Origin of the sequence: Burkholderia sp. F1 (genome assembly GCF_050813845.1) — a bacterium.
Taxonomy (GTDB): Bacteria; Pseudomonadota; Gammaproteobacteria; order Burkholderiales; family Burkholderiaceae; genus Burkholderia; species Burkholderia ubonensis.
In genome coordinates this window covers 1,566,030-1,587,980 of sequence record NZ_CP172421.1, presented here as the reverse complement: position 1 = coordinate 1,587,980, position 21,951 = coordinate 1,566,030, and the positions used below count along the sequence as shown (strand labels likewise).

At 69.0% G+C, this 21,951-nt stretch carries 17 protein-coding genes; 6 read left to right on the top strand and 11 right to left on the bottom strand.

Translation table 11 applies throughout. From position 1 onward, the window contains the following. Positions 1–71: 71 nt before the first annotated feature. Together ACFIMZ_RS07665 and ACFIMZ_RS07660 are read right to left on the bottom strand one after the other, a co-directional pair. Positions 72–860 carry a 5'-methylthioadenosine/adenosylhomocysteine nucleosidase gene (locus ACFIMZ_RS07665; RefSeq protein WP_431822102.1) on the bottom strand — a complete coding sequence of 263 codons (789 nt, stop codon included), beginning with the start codon at positions 858–860 and terminating at the stop codon, positions 72–74. A gap of 2 nt (positions 861–862) precedes the next feature. After that, positions 863–3,226, bottom strand: a complete 2,364-nt coding sequence (locus tag ACFIMZ_RS07660) for a UvrD-helicase domain-containing protein (protein ID WP_431822101.1) — start codon at positions 3,224–3,226, stop codon at positions 863–865. A 179-nt stretch (positions 3,227–3,405) separates the two neighbouring features. On the opposite strand from ACFIMZ_RS07660, the gene ACFIMZ_RS07655 reads away from it, so the two are divergent. After that, complete coding sequence (locus tag ACFIMZ_RS07655; RefSeq protein ID WP_431822100.1) at positions 3,406–6,273, top strand: valine--tRNA ligase; 2,868 nt, start codon at positions 3,406–3,408, stop codon at positions 6,271–6,273. A gap of 83 nt (positions 6,274–6,356) precedes the next feature. Then, positions 6,357–7,241, top strand: coding sequence for a UTP--glucose-1-phosphate uridylyltransferase GalU (galU, locus tag ACFIMZ_RS07650; protein WP_431822099.1), 885 nt, complete (start codon positions 6,357–6,359; stop codon positions 7,239–7,241). Positions 7,242–7,302: 61 nt separating this feature from the next. Here the strand turns inward: galU and ACFIMZ_RS07645 are convergent, their stop codons facing one another. The 9 genes from ACFIMZ_RS07645 to ACFIMZ_RS07605 form a co-directional block, all read right to left on the bottom strand. After that, the gene (locus tag ACFIMZ_RS07645; RefSeq protein ID WP_431822098.1) at positions 7,303–7,923 is read right to left on the bottom strand and encodes a DUF4136 domain-containing protein; all 621 of its coding nucleotides are present in this window, start codon (positions 7,921–7,923) and stop codon (positions 7,303–7,305) included. 36 nt (positions 7,924–7,959) lie between these two features. After that, entirely contained in the window at positions 7,960–10,347 is a 2,388-nt protein-coding gene (locus tag ACFIMZ_RS07640; RefSeq protein WP_431822097.1) for a CHASE2 domain-containing protein, read from the bottom strand. A gap of 10 nt (positions 10,348–10,357) precedes the next feature. Further along, positions 10,358–11,740 carry a FecR domain-containing protein gene (locus ACFIMZ_RS07635; RefSeq protein WP_431822096.1) on the bottom strand — a complete coding sequence of 461 codons (1,383 nt, stop codon included), beginning with the start codon at positions 11,738–11,740 and terminating at the stop codon, positions 10,358–10,360. A 2-nt stretch (positions 11,741–11,742) separates the two neighbouring features. After that, positions 11,743–12,447 carry a response regulator transcription factor gene (locus tag ACFIMZ_RS07630; RefSeq protein WP_431822095.1) on the bottom strand — a complete coding sequence of 235 codons (705 nt, stop codon included), beginning with the start codon at positions 12,445–12,447 and terminating at the stop codon, positions 11,743–11,745. Positions 12,448–12,700: 253 nt separating this feature from the next. Continuing rightward, positions 12,701–13,117 (bottom strand): hypothetical protein, encoded by a 417-nt coding sequence (locus ACFIMZ_RS07625; protein ID WP_431822094.1) that lies wholly within the window; start codon positions 13,115–13,117, stop codon positions 12,701–12,703. Positions 13,118–13,316: 199 nt separating this feature from the next. Then, on the bottom strand, positions 13,317–13,544 hold the full coding sequence (locus ACFIMZ_RS07620; protein ID WP_006402122.1) for a sulfurtransferase TusA family protein: 228 nt from the start codon (positions 13,542–13,544) through the stop codon (positions 13,317–13,319). Positions 13,545–13,662: 118 nt separating this feature from the next. Next, complete coding sequence (locus ACFIMZ_RS07615; protein ID WP_431822093.1) at positions 13,663–14,700, bottom strand: Gfo/Idh/MocA family oxidoreductase; 1,038 nt, start codon at positions 14,698–14,700, stop codon at positions 13,663–13,665. Between the two features lie 18 nt (positions 14,701–14,718). Continuing rightward, positions 14,719–15,735 carry an inositol 2-dehydrogenase gene (gene iolG, locus ACFIMZ_RS07610; protein ID WP_431822092.1) on the bottom strand — a complete coding sequence of 339 codons (1,017 nt, stop codon included), beginning with the start codon at positions 15,733–15,735 and terminating at the stop codon, positions 14,719–14,721. Then, positions 15,728–16,618 carry a MurR/RpiR family transcriptional regulator gene (locus ACFIMZ_RS07605; protein WP_431822091.1) on the bottom strand — a complete coding sequence of 297 codons (891 nt, stop codon included), beginning with the start codon at positions 16,616–16,618 and terminating at the stop codon, positions 15,728–15,730. The genes iolG and ACFIMZ_RS07605 overlap by 8 nt, the downstream gene beginning before the upstream one ends. 244 nt (positions 16,619–16,862) lie before the next feature. Between ACFIMZ_RS07605 and ACFIMZ_RS07600 the strand changes: the two genes are divergently transcribed. From ACFIMZ_RS07600 to ACFIMZ_RS07585, 4 genes are all read left to right on the top strand, one after another. After that, positions 16,863–17,909, top strand: a complete 1,047-nt coding sequence (locus ACFIMZ_RS07600; protein WP_431822090.1) for a sugar ABC transporter substrate-binding protein — start codon at positions 16,863–16,865, stop codon at positions 17,907–17,909. Between the two features lie 96 nt (positions 17,910–18,005). Further along, positions 18,006–19,142: an ABC transporter permease gene (locus ACFIMZ_RS07595; RefSeq protein ID WP_431822089.1), complete on the top strand. Its 1,137-nt coding sequence runs from the start codon at positions 18,006–18,008 to the stop codon at positions 19,140–19,142. A gap of 13 nt (positions 19,143–19,155) precedes the next feature. Beyond that, complete coding sequence (locus ACFIMZ_RS07590) at positions 19,156–19,959, top strand: ATP-binding cassette domain-containing protein (RefSeq protein WP_431822088.1); 804 nt, start codon at positions 19,156–19,158, stop codon at positions 19,957–19,959. A gap of 19 nt (positions 19,960–19,978) precedes the next feature. After that, positions 19,979–21,949, top strand: a complete 1,971-nt coding sequence (locus ACFIMZ_RS07585; protein ID WP_431822447.1) for a bifunctional 5-dehydro-2-deoxygluconokinase/5-dehydro-2-deoxyphosphogluconate aldolase — start codon at positions 19,979–19,981, stop codon at positions 21,947–21,949. The last annotated feature ends 2 nt before the right edge of the window (positions 21,950–21,951 follow it).

Below are 21,951 nucleotides of genomic sequence, written 5' to 3'. Positions count from 1 at the left end.
GAGGCCACATGCGCGAACCCGGCGCGCGGCGATGCGCGCCGGGTTCGCGGGAGACAGGACGACGGCGGCGCTCAGGCCGCCGTCGCCGCATGCAGCGTCAGGAAACGCTTGAGGATGCCGGACGAATAGCTGCTCGCGATTTCCGACAGGAAATGCGAGAACGACTGGGTCGCGTGATCGTCGGCGGTGTCCGAGATCGTGCGCACGAGCGCGAACGGCACGCCGTGCTCGACGCATACCTGCGCGATCGCGGCCCCTTCCATCTCGACCGCGAGCGCGTCCGGCAGCGCGTCGCGCAGCGCGACGACCTCGCGCTCGCTCGACACGAAGCGGTCGCCGCTGATCACGAGCCCGTTGCGCAGCTGCGCGCCGGCCAGCCGGAAGCGTTCGGCGAGCGCGCCGCCCTCTTCCGCGATGAACTGCGCGCACGCGGCCTTGAGCCGCGCGGACAGCTCGGCGTCGGTGTCGAAATGCGTGGCGCCGAGCAGCGGCACCTCGTAGCGCGGGAACAGCGGCGACGCGTCGAGATCGTGCTGCAGCAGCGTATCCGCGACGACGACGTCGCCGACCCGCACCGCGCGGGCGACGCCGCCCGCGACGCCCGTAAACACGACGCCCGCGACGCCGAACACGTGGATCAGCGCGCTGACCGTCGCGGCGGCCGCCACCTTGCCGATCCGCGCGAGCGTGACGACGCACGCCGCGCCGTGCACGGTGCCGACGTGATAGTCGCGGCGGCCGAGCGTGACCGTGTCGACCGCGCCTTCGGCGCGCATCGCGGCGATCAGGTCGCCGAGCTCCTCGGGCAGCGCGGCGAGAATGCCGAGCGGCTTGCCCGGCGACGAAGCCTTGATATCCATGCTCATTCCACCGCCTGCAGTTTCGCGACCGCGAGCGCGAGCCATTTCTCGCCGTGCCGCTTGAATTTCACCTGGGCCTTCGCGTCCGCGCCGTTGCCTTCGAGCGCGGTGACGGTGCCTTCGCCGAATTTGGTGTGGAACACCTGCTGGCCGACCCGGAAGCCGGTGTCGGCCGCGCGCTGCTGGTTCGCGAACGCGGGCAGCGGCGCCGACACGGCCGCGTCGACGACCTGCTCGCGCCCGGCGCCCGGCCGCGCGAACCAGTCGCGGCCCCAGCCCGCGTTGTCGCTGCGGCCGCCGCCCCAGCGCGCGCCCGCCTCGACCTTCGGCGTCAGCCACTTCAGCACGTGCTGCGGCAACTCGTCGAAGAAGCGCGAGCGCACGTTGTAGCGCGTCTGCCCATGCAGCATCCGGCTCTGCGCGAACGACAGGTAGAGCCGCTCCTTCGCGCGCGTGATCGCGACATACATCAGGCGGCGCTCCTCCTCGAGGCCGTCGGATTCGAGCACGCTGTTCTCGTGCGGGAACAGCCCCTCCTCGAGGCCGGTGATGAACACCGCCGCGAATTCGAGGCCCTTCGCCGCATGCACCGTCATCAGCTGCACCGCGTCCTGCCCGGCCTGCGCCTGGTTGTCGCCGGCCTCGAGCGACGCGTGCGACAGGAAGCCCGCGAGCGGCGTCATCGTGTCGGGGTTCTGCGCGGGGTCGCCCGGGGAGGCCGGATCGAGCACGTCGACGATAGCGCCATCCGGCTCCGCGCCGAGTTCCGGCGCGGCAATCGCGCCCGCGCGCAGCGGGATCGAGCGGGCCGGCGTGTCGAGCCCGTAGCCTTCCTCGCCGACGAACGCGGTCGCCGCGTTGACGAGTTCCTGCAAGTTCTCGAGGCGGTCCTGGCCTTCGCGCTCGCCCTGGTAGAAATCGGCGAGGCCGCTCGCGCGCACGACGTATTCGACCGTCTCCGGCAGGCTCATCTGCTGCGTGTCGGCGCGCATCTTCGCGATCAGGTTCGCGAACGCGCCGAGGCTCGAGCCGGCCTTGCCGGTCACGTACGGGATCGCCGCGGCCATCGCGCAGCCGTACAGGCGCGCCGCGTCGGCGAGCTGCTCGATCGAGCGCGCGCCGATGCCGCGGGTCGGGAAGTTCACGACGCGCGCGAACGCGGTGTCGTCGTTCGGGTTGTCGATCAGGCGCAGATACGCGAGCGCGTGCTTGATTTCCTGACGCTCGAAGAAGCGCAGGCCGCCGTACACGCGGTACGGGATGCCGGCCGTCATCAGCGTGTGCTCGATCGCGCGCGACTGCGCGTTGCTGCGATACAGGATCGCGACCTCGCTGCGCGCCATCCCGGTATTGATCAGCGAGCGGACCTCCTCGACGATCCAGCCGGCTTCCTGCGAATCGGTCGTCGCCTCGTACACGCGCACGGGCTCGCCGTGGCCGGCGTCGGTGCGCAGGTTCTTGCCGAGGCGGTGCGCGTTGTTCGAGATCAGGTGGTTCGCCGCGTCGAGGATGTTGCCGTGCGACCGGTAGTTCTGCTCGAGCTTGATCAGGTTGCGCACGCGGAACTCGTCCTCGAAGTCGCGCATGTTGCCGACGTTCGCGCCGCGGAACGCGTAGATCGACTGGTCGTCGTCGCCGACCGCGAAGATCGCGTTCTGGCCGCCCGCGAGCAGCTTGAGCCACGCGTACTGCAGCTTGTTCGTATCCTGGAACTCGTCGACGAGGATGTGCTTGAAGCGCGCCTGGTAATGCGCGCGCAGCGGCGGGTTGTGCGCGAGCAGCTCGTAGCAGCGCAGCAGCAGCTCGGGGAAGTCGACGACGCCCTCGCGCTGGCATTGCTGGTCGTACGCCTGGTAGATCTCGACGAACTTGCGGTTGAAGCTGTCGGTCGCGTCGACCTTGTCCGGCCGCAGCCCCTGCTCCTTCGCGTTGTTGATGAAGTACTGGACGTTCTTCGGCGGGTATTTCTCGTCGTCGATGTTCGCGCCTTTCATCAGCCGCTTGATCGCGGACAGCTGGTCGGACGTGTCGAGGATCTGGAAGGTCTGCGGCAGGCCCGCGTCGCGGTAGTGCGCGCGCAGCATCCGGTTGCACAGGCCGTGGAACGTGCCGATCCACATCCCGCGCGTATCGATCGGCATCATCGCCGACAGGCGCGCCATCATCTCGCGCGCGGCCTTGTTCGTGAAGGTGACGGCGAGCACGGTCGCGGGCGACGCGTAGCCCTGCCGGATCAGCCACGCGATCCGCGTGATCAGCACCCGCGTCTTGCCGCTGCCCGCCCCCGCGAGGATCAGCGCCGGTTCGTTCGGCAACGTGACGGCCGCATATTGTTCAGGGTTGAGGTTGGCGAGCAGATCGGGCATGGAGTGGCAACGGGCGTGCGGTGGAACGTAGGCCCGACATTATAAATCCGCCGCGCGACTTGCCGGGATCGGCGCCGCGCGACCCGTCGGCGCGCCAGGCGGTGACCGGCCGATGCGCAACCATTTATAATTCACGGTTTACGTATCCAATTCACGCAATTTTCAGCAGATTTCCGACCATGAGCGACAGCACGCTGGCGAAGAGTTTCGAACCCCACACCATCGAGTCCCAATGGGGGCCGGAGTGGGAAAAACGCGGCTACGCCGCCCCGGCGTTCGATCCGGACCGGCCCGATTTCTCGATCCAGCTGCCGCCGCCGAACGTCACGGGCACGCTGCACATGGGGCACGCGTTCAACCAGACGATCATGGACGGCCTCACCCGCTACCACCGGATGCTCGGCGAGAACACGCTGTGGGTGCCGGGCACCGACCACGCGGGGATCGCGACCCAGATCGTCGTCGAGCGCCAGCTCGACGCGCAGGGCGTGTCACGCCACGACCTCGGCCGCGAAAAGTTCGTCGAGCGCGTGTGGGAATGGAAGGAACAATCGGGTTCGACGATCACGGGCCAGGTGCGCCGCCTCGGCGCGTCGCCCGACTGGTCGCGCGAATACTTCACGATGGACGACAAGATGTCGGCCGCCGTGCGCGACGTGTTCGTCACGCTCTATGAACAGGGCCTGATCTACCGCGGCAAGCGCCTCGTCAACTGGGATCCGGTGCTGCTGACCGCGGTGTCCGACCTCGAGGTCGCGAGCGAGGAAGAGAACGGCCACCTGTGGCACATCCGCTACCCGCTCGTCGACGGCTCGGGCACGCTGACCGTCGCGACCACCCGCCCCGAGACAATGCTCGGCGACGTCGCGCTGATGGTCCATCCGGAGGACGAGCGCTACAAGCACCTGATCGGCCAGCTCGTGAAGCTGCCGCTGACCGATCGCGAGATCCCGGTGATCGCCGACGACTACGTCGACCTCGAATTCGGCACCGGCGTCGTGAAGGTCACGCCCGCGCACGACTTCAACGACTACCAGGTCGGCCTGCGCCACCAGCTCGCGCCGATCGAGATCCTGACGCTCGACGCGAAGATCAACGACAACGGCCCCGAGCAATACCGCGGCCTCGACCGCTTCGACGCACGCAAGGCGATCGTCGCCGACCTCGACGCGCAGGGCTTCCTCGAATCCGTGAAGCCGCACAAGCTGATGGTGCCGCGCGGCGACCGCACGGGCGTCGTGATCGAGCCGATGCTGACCGACCAGTGGTTCGTCGCGATGACGAAGCCGGCGCCGGAAGGCACGTTCCACCCGGGCAAGTCGATCACCGAGACGTCGCTCGACGTCGTGCGCAACGGCCAGATCAAGTTCGTCCCGGAAAACTGGACGACCACCTACTACCAGTGGCTCGAGAACATCCAGGACTGGTGCATCTCGCGCCAGCTGTGGTGGGGCCACCAGATCCCCGCGTGGTACGGCGAGAACGGCGAGGTGTTCGTCGCGCGCAGCGAGGAAGACGCGCGCGCGCAGGCCGCCGCGAAGGGCTACGCGGGCGCGCTGAAGCGCGACGCCGACGTGCTCGACACGTGGTTCTCGTCGGCGCTCGTGCCGTTCTCGTCGCTCGGCTGGCCGAACGAAACGCCCGAGCTTTCGCACTTCCTGCCGTCGTCGGTGCTCGTCACCGGCTTCGACATCATCTTCTTCTGGGTCGCCCGGATGGTGATGATGACGACCCACTTCACCGGCAAGGTGCCGTTCCACACCGTCTACGTGCACGGCCTCGTGCGTGACGCGGAAGGCCAGAAGATGTCGAAGAGCAAGGGCAACACGCTCGACCCGATCGACATCGTCGACGGCATCGACCTCGAGACGCTGGTCGCGAAGCGCACGACCGGCCTGATGAACCCGAAGCAGGCCGCGACGATCGAGAAGAAGACGCGCAAGGAGTTCCCGGACGGCATCGCCGCGTTCGGCACCGACGCGCTGCGCTTCACGATGGCGTCGATGGCGACGCTCGGCCGCAACGTGAACTTCGACCTCGCGCGCTGCGAAGGCTACCGCAACTTCTGCAACAAGCTGTGGAACGCGACGCGCTTCGTGCTGATGAACTGCGAAGGCCACGACTGCGGGCTCGACAAGCCGGAAGTCTGCGGCGCGGGCGACTGCGGCCCGGGCGGCTATCTCGACTTCTCGGCGGCCGACCGCTGGATCGTGTCGCTGCTGCAGCGCACCGAGGCCGACATCGCGAAGGGCTTCGCGGACTACCGCTTCGACAACATCGCGAACGGCATCTACAAGTTCGTCTGGGACGAGTACTGCGACTGGTATCTCGAACTCGCGAAGGTGCAGATCCAGACCGGCACGCCCGCGCAGCAGCGCGCGACGCGCCGCACGCTGCTGCGCGTGCTGGAAACGGTGCTGCGCCTCGCGCACCCGATCATCCCGTTCATCACGGAAGCGCTGTGGCAGAAGGTTGCGCCGCTCGCGGGCCGCTATCCGCAAGGCAAGGCCGAGGGCGAGGCATCGCTGATGACGCAGGCGTACCCGCTCGCCGACCTGTCGAAGATCGACGAGGCGTCCGAGCAATGGGCGGCCGACCTGAAGGCGATCATCGACGCGTGCCGCAACCTGCGCGGCGAGATGAGCCTGTCGCCGGCGACCAAGGTGCCGCTGCTCGCGGCGGGCGAAGCTGAGCGCCTGCGTGCGTTCGCACCGTACGTGCAGGCCCTCGCCCGCCTGTCCGACGTGCAGATCCTCGCGGACGAAGCGGCGCTCGACCAGCAAGCGCACGGCGCGCCGATCGCGATCGTCGGCCAGAACAAGCTGGTGCTGAAGGTGGAAATCGACGTCGCCGCGGAACGCGAGCGCCTGTCGAAGGAAGTCGCGCGCCTGACGGGCGAGATCACGAAGTGCAATGCAAAGCTCGGCAACGAGGCGTTCGTCGCGAAAGCGCCGCCCGCGGTCGTCGAGCAGGAGCAGAAGCGCCTCGCCGAATTCCAGAGCACGCTCGCGAAACTCAGCGCGCAGCTCGAGCGGCTGCCGGCGTAACAATCCGTAAGGCTGTTTGCGCTCACTATAATGCGGGCGCGAACATAACCCGCAGTGTCGATTACAGGAACAAAGGTCCGATCATGTTGAAAGTCACCAAGGCAGTATTTCCGGTCGCCGGCCTCGGAACACGCTTCCTGCCCGCGACGAAGGCCAGCCCGAAGGAGATGCTGCCGGTCGTCGACAAGCCGCTGATCCAGTACGCGGTCGAGGAAGCGATCGCCGCCGGCATCACGGAAATGATCTTCGTCACCGGTCGCAGCAAGCGCGCGATCGAGGACCATTTCGACAAGTCATACGAAATCGAGGCGGAGCTCGAGGCGCGCGGCAAGGAAAAGCTGCTGGAGCTGGTGCGCAGCATCAAGCCGAGCCACGTCGACTGCTTCTACGTGCGCCAGCCGGAAGCGCTCGGCCTCGGCCACGCGGTGCTGTGCGCGGAGAAGCTCGTCGCGGACAACCCGTTCGCGGTGATCCTCGCCGACGACCTGCTCGACGGCACCCCGCCCGTGATGAAGCAGATGGTCGACGTGTTCGACCACTACCACAGCTCGGTGATCGGCGTCGAAGAGATCCCGCCGTCGGAGACGAAGTCGTACGGCATCGTCGACGGCAAGGAATGGGAAGAGTCGATCATCAAGATGTCGGCGATCGTCGAGAAGCCGGCGCCGGAAGTCGCGCCGTCGAACCTCGGCGTGGTCGGCCGCTACATCCTGAAGCCGCGGATCTTCGAGCACCTGCGCGCGCTGAAGCCGGGCGCGGGCGGCGAATTGCAGCTGACCGACGCGATCGAGGCGCTGCTCGCCGACGAGCAGGTGCTGGCGTACAAGTACCAGGGCACCCGCTATGACTGCGGCAGCAAGCTCGGCTACCTGAAGGCGACCGTCGAATTCGCGCTGCGCCACCCGGAAGTCGGCACGGAGTTCGACGAGTATCTGCGCACGCGCGGCGTGACGCAGCCCGCCGCGTAACTGCGGCACGGGCCCGCGGCACCGCGGGCCCCGCAACCTGACACAGCGGCTGCCGGCGCGCTCAGCGCGCGGCGGCCGGCTTCACCGAGACGACGCCCGGCATGCCGCCCGCGTCGTCTTTTTTCGTTTCGGTTTCGACGAGCCAGCCTGTGCCCGCCTCGAATGGCAGCTTCGCGAGCGCGCTCTTCACGAGCGCCGGCGCGGCATGCTGCGCGCCCGGCTCGCGATCGCGCAGCGCGGCCGACACGCGGTAAACGTCCGCGCCCGACTTCGCATCGACGAACCGCAGCGTCAGCACGTGGCGATAGACCTTGCCGGCGAACGGCAGCCCGAATGGCGCCGGCCCGTCGACCGCGACGCACGCGCTGCTCGCGCCGCCGCACCGCTCGGCCGTGGCCGCGACCGCCGCAGGCTGCGTCGCGTAGGCGATCGACAGCCGGTAGCGCGCGTCCCTGAGCGGCTGCACATCGAACCCGCGACGCGCGAGCTCGTCGTGCACGAGCGCTTCGATCTGCGCGTATTGCTCATCGCCCGCCTGCGCGTCGGTGCGCACGAAACCATAGCCGTGCGCGCCCGACGCGAATGCGTCCGGCCGCCCGACCGCGCTCACGCCGGTGGTCACGCCGGCGCAACCCGTCAACAGCGCCGCCGCCAGCGCGGCCGCCGCCCATTCGTGTTTCATGACTTTCCCCATTGCTTGCCGCCGCGCCCGGCCCTGTCAGGCGGACGGCTCGTCGATCGTGGGCAGCGCCACCGTCACCGCGGTGCCGACGCCCACTTCGCTTTCGACCGTCACGCTGCCGCCGTGGCGCGTGACGACCGTCTTCACGAATGCCATGCCGAGCCCGGAACCCGAAATCTCGGGCCGCTCGCCGGCATGGAACCGCTTGAAACGTTCGAACAGATGCCGCTGGTCTTCCGGCGCAATGCCGTACCCCTGATCGCGAATCGTACAGAACACCCGCTTCGACGCGTGCCCGATCGACAGCGTACACGCGATCACGGTGTCCGTCGGACTGTACTTGACCGCATTGTTCAGCAGGTTGACGAACGCGCGCGTGATCAGCGATCGGTCCGCGCGCACCCAGCACATCTCGCCGCCGACGTCCGTGTCGATGCGGATGCGCTTGGCCTGCGCCTGCGGCCACACCTCGTCGCTCGCGTCGATCAGCACGTCGACGAAATTCGTCGCCTCGAGCTGGTATGCCTGCGATTCCGCGCGCGCGAGCTGCACGAACTCGTCGGCGAGCGACAGCGCGCGGTGCGCATAACGCTCGATCCGCGCGAGCAGCCCGCGCATGTCGTCGGACTCGATGCGCTGCCGCTCGATCTCGACGAGCGCGAGGATCGACGATTGCGGCGAGCGCATGTCGTGCGACAGCAGGTGCAGCGCTTCTTCGCGCTGGCGCTCGGCCGCATGCAGCTCGGTCACGTCGACGAGGCCGGCGATCCAGCCGGTCACGCGCCCCTGCGCGTTCGTGCACGGCGCGTAGCGTAGCAGATGATCGAGACCGTCGCGATCGCGCACCTCGATGCCCCGCTCCATCGCATCGTTGTCCGCCTCGAGCGTCGGATCGAGCGCGGCCGGCCAGCGCTGGCTGATCGCTGCGTCGTGCCCGGCGTTGCCGTCGACCGTCTTGACGAACGCCAGCTCGCCGAGCGCGGCGCGCAGCGGCCGCCCCTCCGGCAGCGGCAGCGCGAGCCGCGCCCCGTAGCGCTTGGCCGCGTGGTTCGCGATCAGCACGGTGCCGGCCAGGTCGGTGACGAAGATCGGCTCGGGCATGCTGTCGAGGCTGTCCCATACGAACCGCTTCATGTCCTGCACGCGCTGCGCGGCCTGCGCCATCAGCGCCATCTGCCGCTCCAGCACGTCGCCGCCGACGCTTTGCGTGCGCGGCGCCTCCGGCAGCAGGTGCGGTTCGTCGGCCAGCCGCTGCAGCTCGCGGCGCAGGTATGACATCGTCATCTCGAGCCGCCGCCAGTTCCAGATCGGATACACGGCAATCAGCCCGAAGATCGCCGGCGCGGGCGACAGCCAGAGCCGCCCTTCGTACAGCAGCGCCGCGCTCGCGATGACGGCCAGCCCCGCGAGACTCAGCGTCAGCAGCAGCGCGCGCCACGGCGACAGCATCAGGAAGCCGGCCAGCAGCACGGCGAGCGGCAGCAGCGACGCGACGAACAGCCCCACGCGCGACACCGGCGAGATCGCCCGGCCGGTCGTCAGCATGTCGAGCACACCGGCATGGATGTAGACCCCCGCGAGCGGCCCGAAGTCGCCGGACACGGGCGTCGCGAAACGGTCGTACAGGCCCGACGCGGTCACGCCGACGACGACGATCTTGCCGCGCAGCGCGTCCGGCGGCACGCGAGCGTGAAGCACGTCGTCGAACGACAGCGTCGGATACGCGGGCGTGTTGCGGCTGAACGGGATCAGGTAGCGGCCCTCGCCGCGCGCGTCGCGCGACAGGTCGTGCGCGCGCGCGAGCGGCGCGCCGCTTGCAGGGTGCAGCCTGCCGGCCCCGAGCGCGTCGAACACGGGCACCATCAGCTGCGGCCAGCGCATGCGGCCGTCGCTTTCGAACAGCGCGACACTGCGCACGATGCCGTCGGGATCGACTTCGAGATTGATGTGGCCGAGGCCTGCTGCGCGCGCCGCGAGCGCCGGCACCGGCGGATCGACGGTGCGCGTGCCGTCCGCGCGCTCGGGGCTCAGCAGGATCGGCAGGAAGGTCGGCACCCGGCCGAGCCCGTCCGCGAACGCGCGATCGTCCGCCGACGGCTCCGTGAACAGCACGTCGTAGACCACGGCGGCCGGCTTCGCGCGCGCGAGCGCGTCGAGCAGCCGCGCATGCACGTCGCGCGGCCACGGCCAGCGGCCGAGCGCCGCGACGCTCTGGTTGTCGATGTCGACCACCACGATGTCGGGCGACAGCGGCAGGCTGCGCAGCATCAGCAGGCGGTCGTAGATCAGGCCGTCGACGCTCGTCGACGCGCGCCCGGGCGCGCACGCGAGGATCACCGCGATCCCGAGGCAGCCGATCGCGATCCATTCGAAGAGGAAGCGGCGGCCAAGCCGCCGCCGCGGGGAAACGGAGTCGGGTTTCATGCGCCGCGGGTCAGCGCGACAGCGTGAACGCGCCGACCGGACTCGTCTTCTCGTAGAAGCGGCCGCCGTCGAATTCCTCGACGATCACCGCCCAGAAATACTCGCCGGGCGGCAGATGCGCGACGATGATCTGCCGCGCCTGCAGGCCGACCTCGTCGACGACCGGCGCGCTCAGGTCCTTCGACCTCGACAGCACGAACCGGTAGCGCGCGTTCGCGGCCCCGCCGTTCGACGACCAGCGGAACTCGTAGCCGCCGGGGCCGGGCGTCGCGGTCGCGTCGAGCCCCATCAGGCGCCGCTCGAACGCATAGGTGCGCGGCGCCCCTTCGAGACCGTTCTCGTCGATCGCCGAGATCCGCACGAAATACGTGCCGTCCGGCACGTTGCGGAACACCGCGCGCGGCGTATCCGTGCGGGTCTGGCTGAACAGGTCGAGCAGCCCGGCGTCATGCGCGAGCTGCACGTGATACGCGCGGGCGCGGGCAAGCGGCGCGAGCTCGAACGCGACGTCGGGCTCGTCCTGCACCTTGGCCGGCGCCGCAAGCGCCGGCGCGGGCAGCAGCTGGACCGGGGCGCCGATCGCGCCCGACGACGTCGCGACGCTGCCGTAGTTCGCGGGCACGAGCGTCGCGTCCGCCGGACGCTGGCTGCGCGCGACGCCCACCGCGCCGTCGAGCACCTCGACGCGCGTCGTCGCGTTGCCGGCGGTGTCGTAGTTGACCCGGAAGCGCGTGCCGCGCACGCCGGCCACGACCGACGGCGAGCGGATCTGGAAGCGGTCGTCGCGCTTCTTCAGGTGGGTGACTTCGCTGTCGACGGTGCCGCGCGTCAGTTCGAATTCGCGGTCGAGGGTGCCCGTCAGCACGGTGCGGCGCAGCGTCTTCAGGTCGAGCTGGCTGTCGGGCGGCAGGCTCAGATGCGTGCCGTCGGCGAGCTCGAGCGTCACGAAGCCGTTCGCGCCGGTGCGCACGCGGTCGCCTTCGGTCAGCGTCGCATCGACCGCAAGCGGCGCGAAAGCGCCGCCGGACGCGCGCTCGGCGCCCCCTTGCACCGCGACGACGCGGGCGGACAGCTGCTCCTTGCGCAGCCGCGCGACCGGCAGCCTCAGCGCAATGCCGGGCTGCAGGCGCTTCGGCGCGGGCACGCCGTTCATCTGCGCGAGCACCTGCCAGTCGTCCGGGCCCTGCAGGTAGCGCTCGGCGACGTCATACAGCGTGTCGCCGGCGCGCGTCGTATAGACGACCGTCTTGCCGGCCGCGCGGGCCCGCGACTGCGCGGCCGCCGGCTGGACCGCGACGGCCGCCGCGAGCAGGCACGCCGCGCCGAGGGCCACGGCGCGCAAACGCGCCCCGCGCAGGCTCGGCACGCCTGACGTGCGTTGGGCGCTCCCCATGATCACTCCGTTTCCCCTTGGCCGACCCGCTCGAGCCGGTAGCCGTAGCCGTAGATCGGCGCGAGGCGGTAGCCGTTCTCCGGGCGCAGGCCGAGCTTCGTGCGCAGCATCGAGATGTGCGTGTCCATCGTGCGCGACGGGATGTCGGTCGCCTGTTTCCAGACGAGGTCGAGAATGTGCGCGCGCGACAGCGGCCGGTCCAGGTGCTGGAACAGCAGCAGCGCGAGCTCGAATTCCTTCTGCGTGAGGCTCACCGGCTTGTCGCCGACGTAGGCCTGCTTCAGGTTCACGTCGAAGCGGAACTGGTCGAATTCGCGCACCGCCGCCTCGACGTTGACCGGATACGCGCGGCGCAGCAGCGAGCCGATGCGCGCGCGCAGGATCGGGCCGGACACCGGCTTGACGACGTAATCGTCCGCGCCGGCGTTGAGAATCTGCGTGATTCCCGCCTCGTCGTCGCGGCTCGTCATGAAGATGATCGGCAGACTGTGCTCGGTCTGATTGGCGCGCACCCACTTCAGCACCTCTTCGCCGGACATGTCGGGCACGTTCCAGTCGAGCACGAGCAGATCGAAGGTTTCGCGCTGCAAGCGCTTCTTCAGCGCCTTGCCTTCCTTGAAGGCGTAGCAGGTATGGCCCACGGCCGTCAGCGTTTGACTGACGAAATCCGTCTGGGCCGGGTCGTCATCCAGTACAGCAATTCTCATAGCACCCCGCAAAACGAAATCCAGTTCGGCTCCTCGCGCTCACCGCGCCGCCGGTGGCTGGCGCCGGGCCCGGCGACGGGCCGCGTTCCCGCAGCGCGCGCCATGCGCACAAGCGGACGAACCCGGCCAATATCTCAAAAACGGGGCGCGGACGAGCCGGCGATTCCACCATAGTAGTATGAAATTCGCCAAGGATTTGCGCGGCAGGCCGCCCTTTCTTCGAATAATCCTTCCCGAAACGCAATCGGCGCGCCTATTCGACCCGTGCCGCACAGTCGTCCGGCTCATCGACCGGTACGTCGGCCTGCGGCGCAGGCTGCCGCTGCGACGGCTGCCGCAGCAACCCGAGCAACTGCCCGCGCACCCGCTCCCATGCCGCGGCGGCGTAATCGGGCTGACTTGCCGCCCACGCATGGGCCAGGTCGAACACGCGTTCGACGGTCGCCGCGCACTGCGTGACGCCGGCTTCCCCGTCCGGCAGCGCGTCGCGCAGCCATTCGGCCAGCCACGGCATCTCCGCCGCGACCGAATCCGCATAGGCTTCCAGCGCGGCGCGCGCATGACGGTCGTGCCGCGGGTCGAGCTCGACTCGGCACGACCCGGTTGCGCACGCAGGCGCGGTGTGTTTCGCTTCCGACGGACTTCGACTGGTCCCCGGTCTGAAGGGCATGTCCTCTCCCCGTGTACGACGGCAGCGTCAGGCATGGCCCCCGTGCCCGCCTCGAATCGACGTACCGCAGCCGATGCATCCGTTGAGTGCGGACGACCGGCCGGGTCAGTATACGCAGCGCGCGGCACAGCGAGGTTTAAGAATTGTCAGAAACAGGGCCGCGCCCGGGCGGGCGCGGCCGGAACCCGGGCGGCGCCTGTCAGCGGCGGCGCATCAGGAACACGAAGGTCTTGTCCTGGGTCGTCGATTCGACGATCTCGTTGCCCGTCTGTTTCGCGAACGCGGCGAAATCGCGCTGCGAGCCGGGATCGGTCGCAAGCACCTTGAGGATCTGCCCGCTTTCCATGTCCGCGAGCGCTTTTTTCGCGCGCAGGATCGGCAGCGGGCAATTGAGCCCGCGCGCATCCACTTCCTTGTGAATCTGCATCGGCTTTCGACCTTCGAATGGCGCGCCGCATGCGGCGCTGGAGGAAGCGGCGATTTTACCGCAGTGCCGCCGGGGATGTCGGGGCCCCGGGCAGCACGCTCTCCAGCCGCGCTCCCCGCTACAGGTCGACCGACCGACCGGTTTCGAGCGCCGCGCGCAGCGCGTGGCCGATCCGCGTCGCCTCGAGCGCGTCGGCGAGCGTCGCCGCGCCGGTGTCGCGCACACCGTTGACCGCCGCGACGAACGCCTGCGCCTCGAGCAGGAACGCCTCCTCGAAGCGTTCGAAGAAGGTCGGCGTGCACGTATTGCGGATGCCGAACTTATCGTAGATCTCGACGCGGCTCGCACGCGGATTCGCGCCGATCGTCAGCGCGCCGGCCGTGCCGATCACGTCCGAGTGCGTGTCGTTGCCGTGCGCCATCGTGCGTGACGCGTAGAACATCGCGAGGCGCCCGTCGTCGAACTCGCAGATCGCGACGCCGTTGTCGACGTCGCCGCACGCGCGCAGCCCGTCGTGCAGCGCGATCGTGCCGGCCGCGAACACGCGCTTCGCGCGCGGCCCGCCGAGCAGCCAGCGCGCGACGTCGATGTCGTGCACCGTGCAGTCGAGGAAGATCCCGCCGGACGTCGGCGCGAAACGCACGAAGAAGCCGTCGGGGTCGTTCCGGTCGCAGGTCTGCGAGCGCACCAGGAACGGCCGGCCGATCTGCCCGGCCGCGACCCGCTCGTAAGCATCCCGATAGCTCGGATCGAAGCGGCGCATGAAGCCGATCGTCGCCTGCAGGTGCGGCCGCGCGGCGGCTTCCGCGAGCACCCGCTCGCACTCGGCGAGATCGAGCGACAGCGGCTTCTCGCAGAACACGTGCTTGCCCGCGGCGAGCGCGGCGACGATCTGGTCCGCGTGCAGCGCCGACGGCGTGACGAGCCACACCGCGTCCAGGTCGGGATCGGCGACGAACGACGCGAAATCCTCATACACGCGCGGCACGCCGAGCGCGTCGCGCGCCCATGCGCATTCGTCGGCGACCGGGCTGCACGCGGCCGCGAGCACCGCGCCCGGCACGCGGCGCGCGAGGTTTTCCGCGTGGCGGCGGCCGAGCCGGCCGAGGCCGGCGATGCCGATGCGCACCGGCGCGGGTCGGGTCGATGAAGTCATCAGCTCGCCCTCCCCGGGTCAGTCGGCGCCGCCGAGCCGGATCGCACGCCCTTCGCGCCACGAACGGGTCGCGGCCTCCGCGAGCTCGAGCGCCTTCACGCCGTCGGCGACCGTCGTGCGCACCGGCTCGCCGCGCGCGACCGCCGCGAAGAAGTGCTCGATCTCGCGCGCATAGGCCACCCGATAGCGCTCGAGGAAGAACGCCTCCGGCAGATCGGTCGACACCGCGCGCGCCGAATAGCCCGTCACTTCCGTCGGCCGCACGTTGCCGGCCTGCAGCATCCCGTCGCTGCCAAGCACCTCGAAGCGCTGGTCGTAGCCGTATGCGGCGCGGCGCGCGGTGTTGATCTGGCACAGCCGGCCGCGCTTCGTGCGGATCGTCACCGCGGTGGAATCGAGGTCGCCCGCATCGGCGATCGCCGGGTCGGACAGGCAGCTGCCGGTCGCGTGGATCGTGTCGGCGTCGTCGTCGAGGATCCAGCGGAAGATGTCGAAATCGTGGATCAGCATGTCTTTGAAGATGCCACCCGAATGCCTGATGTAGTCGACGGGCGGCGCGCCCGGGTCGCGGCTCGTGACCACCAGCATTTCGGGCGTGCCGATCTCGCCCGCGTCGATGCGCGCCTTGACCGCCTCGAAGGTCGGATCGAAGCGGCGCTGGAAACCGATCATGCAGACGACGCCCGCCTGCGCAACCGCCCGCTCGCACGCGCGGGCCCGCTCGACGCTCAGGTCGACCGGCTTCTCGCAGAACACATGCTTGCCTGCCGCGGCCGACTGCAGGATCAGGTCCGCGTGCGTGTCGGTGCTCGAGCAGACGACGCTCGCGCCGACCATCGAGTCGCCGAGCGCCGCGTCGCGATCGACCGCGCGCGCGCCGTGCTGCGCGGCGAGCGCCTCGGCGGCCGCCCGGTTCACGTCGACGACGTACTTGAGCCGCACGCCCGGCTGGCGCGCGAGGTTGCCTGCGTGAATGCGGCCGATCCGGCCCGCGCCGAACACGGCGACGTCGAGGGTCGCCCGTTGGTCAGTCATCGTATCCTCCAGTCTCTTTCGCTTCTTCGACGTTCAATTCCAGCCGGTACGCGAGCGCGATGAACAGCGCCTGGCACAGGCAGATCGTGCTGGTCAGTGAACGGAACGCGAACGCGCTCCCCTCCTTCACCAGCAAATGGGCGCCCGCGTCGCGCACGAGCGGCGACAGGCGGCTGTCGGTGATCACCAGCGTTTCCGCATGGTTGTGGCGCGCCGCCCGCAGGCAGTACTGGGTTTCCTTGCCGTACGGCGCGAAGCTGATCGCGATCACGACGTCGCCCTTGCGCACGCTGCGGATCTGCTCGCGATACATCCCGCCGAGGCCGGACACGAGATGCACGCGCTTGGCCGTATGTTGCAGTGCATACACGATGTAGCTCGCGACCGGAAACGAGCGGCGCACGCCGATCACGTAGATGTTCTCGGCGCGCTCGAGCATCGTCACCGCCGCGTCGAACTGGCTGTCGTCGAGGCCGGCCGCCAGCTCGTCGAGCCCCGCGCGCGACGCGTCGATGAACTCGCGCGCGACCGAGCCGCCCGACAGCGGGCCGGCCGTCTCGTCGATCAGCCGGCGGATGCGCTGCTGGTAGCTCTGCGCGGTCGGGTTCTGGCCCGTGTACGCGTCCCTGAACACCGCCTGCAGGTCGGAGAAGCCGGAAAAGCCGAAGCGCTGCGCGAAGCGCACGACCGCGGACGGATGCACGCCGCAGCGCTCGGCGATATCGCTCGTGCGGTCCATCATCACGCTCGCCCGGTGCTCGTCGATGTACGACGCGATGCTCTTCAATTGCCGCGGCAGCGAATCGTATGCGTCGGTGATGCGCCGCAGCAGTGCGTCGACGCCGGGCGCGTCGGCGGCGGCGGGAGTGGAATCGTCTTGCATGGGATGGTCGGCTCGCAAGGCGCGGCGGGCCGCCCGCGCCGGGTTGTGTCGTCTCCTTCATGAACCGAGTATAGACACGCGCCCCTCGAAATGGAACAAATTTTCCATCAAATCTATAAATAAAATTTTCTTTGCATTCGCTGTCGACTTGACCTACGCTTGCTCGTGAACGCGGCGGCTTTGCATCACCGCGCATCACCGCGCCGCGTCGATCCAAGAACGACAGACAGAGAAAGGTGGAGACATGAGACTTTGCTTGGGCAAGGCTGCCGTCCGGGCCATCGCTGCAACGTTCGCCGTCGTGGCGGCGGCCGGGCTCGCCGCGCCGGCGGCGCAGGCCGACGGCCATTTCGCGCTGGTGAGCCACGCGCCCGATTCCGATTCGTGGTGGAACACGATCAAGAACGCGATCAAGCAGGCCGACGAGGACTTCGACGTGAAGACCGACTACCGCAATCCGCCGAACGGCGACATCGCGGACATGGCGCGTCTGATCGAGCAGTCGGCCGCGCGCGACTACGACGGCGTGATCACGACGATCGCCGACTACGACGTGCTGAAGAGCTCGCTCGGCAAGGTCACCGCGAAGAAGATCCCGCTCGTCACGATCAACTCGGGCACCGAGGAACAGAGCGCGCAGCTCGGCGCGATCATGCACGTCGGCCAGCCCGAATACTTCGCGGGCCGCGCGGCCGGCGAGAAGGCGAAGGCCGCGGGCGTGAAGTCGTTCCTGTGCGTGAACCACCTCGCGACCAACAGTGTGTCGTTCGACCGCTGCCGCGGCTTCGCGGACGCGATCGGCGCCGACTACAGGTCCTCGACGATCGATTCGGGCCAGGACCCGACCGAGATCCAGTCGAAGGTCAGCGCTTACCTGCGCAACCACCCGGGCACGCAGGCGCTCCTCACGCTCGGCCCGGTGCCCGCCGCGGCATCGCTGAAGGCGGTCCAGCAGATGGGGCTCGGCGGCAAGCTTTACTTCGCGACGTTCGATTTCTCGGACGACATCGCGAAGGCGATCCGCGCGGGCACGATCCAGTTCGCGATCGACCAGCAGCCGTACCTGCAGGGCTACATCCCGGTCGCCGTGCTCGCGATCGTGAAGAAGAACAAGACGACCGACCCGGCGAAGATCCGCCAGCTCCTCGAGGCGAACCCGAAGTTCCAGGCGCGCATGTCGACCTACGGCCTGCAGCCTTCGTACGGCCCGAAGAACATCCGCTCGGGCCCCGGCTTCATCACGAAGGACAACCTCGACAAGGTCGTGAAGTACGCGGGCCAGTATCGCTGACGCTCGGCCGATCCATTCGTCGCGCGGCCGAGCGCCGCGCGCTTCACCGGCGACGCTGGCCCCCCCGCCCCGCCCGCCGGGCATCAAGGAGACATCATGGGTGTAGCCGGTAAGCCTCTGCCTGCGCATGCGCGAGAGCCGCAGGCGCGCGCCGACGAGCGCGTGCGCAACGAAGCGTGGTTCCAGCGCTTCCTCAACCGTCCCGAATTCGCCGCGATTTCCGGCGCCGTGCTCGTGTTCGCGGTGTTCGCGCTCGGCGCGGGCGGTTCGGGCATGTTCAACCTCGACGGCATCATGAACTGGTCGCAGGTCGCGGCCTACCTCGGCATCCTCGCGGTCGGCGCATGCCTGCTGATGGTCGCGGGCGAATTCGACCTGTCGATCGGCTCGATGATCGGCTTCGCGGGCATGATGGTCGCGATCCCGACCGCGTACTTCCACTGGCCGATCTGGGCGTCGGTGATCTTCGCGTTCGCGGGCTCGATGGCGCTCGGCGCGCTGAACGGCTACCTCGTGATGCGCACGCGGCTGCCGTCGTTCATCGTCACGCTCGCGTTCCTGTTCATCCTGCGCGGCCTCACGCTCGCGCTGTCGATCATGTTCGCGGACCGCACGATCATCTCGGGGCTCGGCGACATCGCGCGCGAGGACTGGCTCGCGCACACGCTGTTCCAGGGCGTCGCGTTCCACGACCTGTTCCGCTGGCTCGCGCAGCACGGCCTCGGCCGCACGCTCGACACCGGCGAGCCGCTGGTGCCGGGCGTGCCGAAGGTGATCCTGTGGTGGCTCGCCGTCACCGCGATCGGCGCGTTCGTGCTCGCGAAGACGCGCTACGGCAACTGGATCCTCGCGGTCGGCGGCGACGCGAACGCCGCGAAGAACGTCGGCGTACCCGTGCGCCGCGTGAAGATCTCGCTGTTCGTGCTGACCGCGTTCTGCGCGTGCCTGTTCGCGGTGCTGCAGGTCGCCGACATCGGCTCGGCCGCCGCGGACCGCGGGCTGCAGAAGGAGTTCGAGGCGATCATCGCGGCCGTGATCGGCGGCACGCTGCTCACGGGCGGCTACGGCTCGGTCGTCGGCGCCGCGTTCGGCGCGCTGATCTTCGGCGTCGTGCAGATCGGCATCACGTACACCAACATCAGCTCCGACTGGTTCCGCGTGTTCCTCGGCGTGATGCTGCTGATCGCGGTGCTGTTCAATCACTACGTGCGCCGGCGCGTGTCGCAATCGTAACGGGAGGCTTGCCATGTCCACTGTACAGACCGGCGACGACACGATCCTCGCGCTCGAGAACGTCAGCAAGTATTTCGGCAAGGTGATCGCGCTGTCGAACGTGACGCTGCGCCTGAAGCGCGGCGAGGTGCACTGCCTGCTCGGCGACAACGGCGCCGGCAAGTCGACGCTGATCAAGACGCTCGCGGGCGTGCATGCGCCGTCGGAGGGCCAGTATCTGGTCGACGGCCAGCCCGTGCATTTCGAGTCGCCGAAGGACGCGCTCGACCTCGGCATCGCGACCGTCTACCAGGATCTCGCGCTCGTGCCGCTCCTGTCCGTCGCGCGCAATTTCTTCATGGGCCGCGAGCCGCAGAAGAAGCTGTTCGGCTTCCTCAACGTGATGGACCTCGATTCGAGCGCCGAGATCGCCCGCGCGAAGCTCGCCGAGATGGGCATCCACGTGCGCGACCCGCACCAGCCGATCGGCACGATGTCGGGCGGCGAGCGGCAATGCCTCGCGATCGCCCGCGCGATCCACTTCGGCGCGCGCGTGCTGATCCTCGACGAGCCGACCGCCGCGCTCGGCGTGAAGCAGAGCTTCAACGTGCTGAAGCTGATCCACACCGCGCGCGCGAAAGGCATCTCGGTGATCTTCATCACGCACAACGTGCATCACGCGTACCCGATCGGCGATTCGTTCACGCTGCTGAACCGCGGCCGCTCGCTCGGCACCTTCACGAAAGAGACGATCAGCAAGGATGAAGTGCTCGACATGATGGCCGGCGGCGCCGAAATGCAGAAGATGATCAGCGAGCTCGACGGCGCGGTGATCTAACCGAGGATTTTCCATGGCACTGACTTCCCACACCTTTGCGCAGAACCGGCCGCTCGACGTGATCTGCATCGGGCGCGTCGCGGTCGACCTCTATGCGCAGCAGGTCGGCGCGCGCCTCGAGGACGTGTCGAGCTTCGCGAAATACCTCGGCGGCTCGTCGGGCAACATCGCGTTCGGCTGCGCGCGGCTCGGCCTCAAAGCGTCGATGCTGTCGCGCGTCGGCCACGACCACATGGGGCGCTTCCTGATCGAGACGCTCGAGCGCGAAGGCTGCGACACGAGCCACCTGCGCACCGACCCGGACCGGCTGACCGCGCTGGTGCTGCTCGGTCTCAAGGATCGCGACACGTTCCCGCTGATCTTCCATCGCGAGAACTGCGCGGACATGGCGCTCGACGAAGGCGACTTCGACGAGGCGTTCATCGCGTCCGCGAAGGCGCTGCTGATCACCGGCACCCACTTCTCGACCGAGCAGGTGAACCGCGCGAGCCGCCGCGCGCTCGACTACGCGCGCCGCAACCAGGTGCGCACGGTGCTCGACATCGACTACCGGCCCGTGCTGTGGGGGCTGACCGGCAAGGCCGACGGCGAGACCCGCTTCATCGCGAACGAAGGCGTGACCGCGCACCTGCAGCGCATCCTGCCCCTCTTCGACCTGATCATCGGCACCGAGGAGGAATTCCGCATCGCCGGCGGCAAGGACACGCTGCTCGACGCGCTCGCGATGGTGCGCGCGGTCACGAGCGCGACGCTCGTCGTGAAGCGCGGGCCGCTCGGCTGCTCGATCGTCGAAGGCCAGGTGCCGGCGTCGCTCGACGCGCTGGCGATCGTCGGCGGCGTCGAGGTCGACGTGATGAACGTGCTCGGCGCGGGCGACGCGTTCGCGTCCGGCTTCCTGTCGCAATGGCTGCGCGGCCGCTCGCTCGAGGACGCCGCGCGCACCGCGAACGCGTGCGGCGCGCTCGTCGTGTCGCGCCACGGCTGCTCGCCGGCGATGCCGACGCCGGCCGAGCTCGGGTACTTCCTGGACGAAGCGCGGCGCGACCCCGTGAAGATGCGCCGTCCCGATCTCGACAAGACGCTCGCGCGGCTGCACCGCGTGACGCCGCCGCGCGTGCCGCGCGACGAGGTGCTCGGCTTCGCGTTCGACCATCGCAACCAGTTCTTCGAGCTCGCGCAGCAGACCGGCGCGCCGCTCGCACGCATCGATGCGCTGAAGCGCCTGTTCGTCGACGCGGTCGCGCAGACCGAAGCGCAGCTCGGCCTCGCAGGCCGGATCGGCGTGCTGATCGACGACCGCTACGGCCAGGACGCGCTGAACGTCGCCACCGGGCGCGGCTGGTGGATCGGCCGGCCGGTCGAGCTGCCCGGCTCGGTGCCGCTCGAATTCGACCACGGCCGCTCGGTCGGCACGACGCTCGCAAGCTGGCCGCAGGAGCATGTCGCGAAATGCCTCGTGCAATTCCACCCGGACGAGCCGGTCGAGCAGCGCATCGAGCAGGAAACGCAGCTGCGCACGCTGTACGACGCGGTGCAGGCGAGCGGCCACGAACTGCTGCTCGAAGTGATCCCGCCGCGCCGCCCGGACCTGCCGCAAGGGCCCGACGTCGTATGCCGCGCGTTGAAGCGCCTGTACAACCTCGGCATCTGCCCCGAATGGTGGAAGCTCGCGCCGCTCGACGCCGCGCAATGGCGCGCGATCGACGCGCTGATCGCCGAGCGCGACCCGCATTGCCGCGGCGTCGTGCTGCTCGGGCTGTCCGCGCCCGTCGACGAATTGACGCGCGGCTTTCCGGCCGCCGCGGCGTCGGCGAGCTGCCGCGGCTTCACGGTCGGCCGCACGATCTTCCACGAGCCGAGCCGCGCGTGGCTCGCGGGCGAGATCGACAACGCGGCGCTGGTCACCCGCGTGCGCGCGACGTTCGAGACGCTGATCGGCGCATGGCGCGCCGCGCGTCACGGCATGCCGGCCGCGCGCCGCGTCGCGTAAGG